This is a genomic window from Liquorilactobacillus sp. (assembly GCF_047719775.1).
In the GTDB taxonomy this organism is placed as follows: Bacteria; Bacillota; Bacilli; order Lactobacillales; family Lactobacillaceae; genus Liquorilactobacillus.
This window is the reverse complement of sequence record NZ_JBDNTS010000051.1, coordinates 1-2,221: the sequence shown is the minus strand read 5'-3', so window position 1 is coordinate 2,221 and position 2,221 is coordinate 1. Positions and strand designations below refer to the sequence as shown.

Sequence of the window (2,221 nt, the reverse complement as noted above, 5' to 3'; positions counted from 1 at the left end):
TGTGATTTGTGATTAAAAATTAATTTTTAATCACAAATCACACAGATCGCCTCTATCTTGGTTACTTCAAATTTGGGTTACGTTGAGAAAGCCCTGAATGAATGAGCTTTTCTAAGACATCGACAATTTTTTCATCATTTTCAAAAGCCAAGCGTTTAACTTCTTTATAGGTGCTCATACGAAGCTGAACCGTCTTAGTTTTTTCTGTTTCAAGTTGGTATGGACTTTTAAGATTTCCAAGTTGTGCAGATGCTTTTTTACTAACTTTATTTAAAAAATCTTCTGTCATGATAAACTACCCTTCTAATTGTTGAATTCTAAACAATTGTTCATTAAGAACCATTTGATACATTTTGATGGCTCTTTTATCCCAACGATCTTTATTACGTATACCTTCATTAGTGAAAGTTTTAACTCGTTCTTGGGTTCTGATTGAATTTAAAAAGACTCCTTCACCAAAAAAATCTTTTGCCCGCGCCGCAATTTCAGTGTCGACTTTTGCCCGTGGCTTCATTAAGTACAATATAACGCCGATTAATCGGAAGTTCCCATGATATTGCTCCCGCAGCTCCCCTAAATGCGTTGCAGTTTTTAAAGAACTCGTATAGGCCTGCTTTTGTGTTTGTAAGACAATCGAAATGAAATCTGAAGCCATAATTGCGTTATTGGTAAAGACATTAATTGTTGGCGGTACATCAATAAAAATATAATCATAGTTTTGCTTTAACTGTGAAAGCATTTTTGATAATAAAATGTTACGCTCAGTTTGACTAACCTTTTCTACAATACCAATCCATAAAGACAAGGTCCAATCTGTAGGAATCATATCAATTTGATCCGTAACAGCAACAATTGATTTAGATAAATCGCCTCTGAGAAGACCTTCATATAATGAAAGTTTCGGCTTCAAAATAATATGATAAGTTTCCCTCATAATTTCAGTTGCATTTCCCTGGGGATCAAAATCTATCAGTAATACTTTTTTATTTTCTTGACCTAATAAATAGGTTTCCATGACGGTTAAAGTAGTCTTACCAACCCCACCCTTAAAATTAAAGTTTAATAGTGTTTTCCCATTCATAATAGCACCTGCCTCTTTAATAAAATTTTACCATCTTTTGTGATTGATCACAAAAGATAAAAAATTTATCATTTATCATTTTTTAATAAAAGCATTTACTTAATTTGCCCAAAATGCTATGCTTTATTTATAAACAAAAAATCTCAATCCACTTAGAATTGAGATTCCCTATAGTATCAACCAGTAGCTACCCAACAGCTACTTAGTTCAATCAATTTTCACCACCAAGTTAAAATTGATTGAACATTGTAATCTTGTTTATGAATTAATTATACCGCAAACAGCCCCTTAGGAGCAAGCAAAGGTAAAATGAAAAACAAGAACAGTGGACTAAGTAGCTGGTAAAAGCTATTTAGTCCATTTTTATCTAACCAAGGTTACGAGAGGAGCTTTCATTTATATGAACCAAGATAATTTCTATAAAGTCAGCGAAGTTTATGCAGAAACCTATTACCAACTACCCAAAGTTCTATTTACAAATGATAACTATAAAGGGTTAAGTAACGATGCAAAAGTAGCTTTTGCCCTTTTAAAAGATCGTTTTAATTATTCAGTTAGAAATCACTGGGTTGATGAACAGGATAATTTGTATTTTGTTTACACCAACCAGGCACTGAAAGAAATCTTAAATTGTAGTGAACCAAAGATAATCAAAATCAAAAAAGATTTAGAAACTGCTCATTTATTATACCAAAAAAGAATAGGCATCAATCAACCTAACCGGTTATATTTACTAAAGCCTGAAGTAACTGCTAACGATGTTTATAGACAAGTAAGCTCCCAATCCCTTGATAACAGCGGAACTAAAAATTCTTTAGTTCCAAAAAACGTTGATAACAGCGGAACTAAAAATTCTTTAGTTCCAGTAAATTCAACAAACACCGACTGTCAAACCCTTGATAACAGCGGAACTAAAAATTCTTTAGTCAATCTATATAAAGAACATAAAGATATAGATAAATCTAGATACAATATAGATACTCAAAAGTTAGACTTTTCCACAGCCCAATTCTCACCAGCAGAACTAGAAAAGCAAAACAAGGATTTGGTGAACCATGCTAATGATTTCTTAACTGATGAAGATAGTGGCTTACCCGTTTTCTTAGAACCCGAAGCCGTACAATTACTTAGTTTCTGGTG

The 2,221-nt window shown here is 32.8% G+C and carries 3 protein-coding genes; 1 reads left to right on the top strand and 2 read right to left on the bottom strand.

All coding sequences use genetic code 11. The annotated features are described in order from the left end of the window. Nucleotides 1–61: 61 nt before the first annotated feature. A complete protein-coding gene (locus tag ABF682_RS12055) occupies nucleotides 62–289 on the bottom strand; it encodes a hypothetical protein (protein WP_003553335.1) in 228 nt (75 codons plus the stop codon). Between the two features lie 6 nt (nucleotides 290–295). Beyond that, complete coding sequence (locus ABF682_RS12050) at nucleotides 296–1,081, bottom strand: ParA family protein (RefSeq protein ID WP_003553337.1); 786 nt, start codon at nucleotides 1,079–1,081, stop codon at nucleotides 296–298. A 400-nt stretch (nucleotides 1,082–1,481) separates the two neighbouring features. On the opposite strand from ABF682_RS12050, the gene ABF682_RS12045 reads away from it, so the two are divergent. Further along, on the top strand, nucleotides 1,482–2,221 hold a 740-nt coding region (locus ABF682_RS12045; RefSeq protein ID WP_415619938.1), incomplete at its 3' end, for a replication initiator protein A.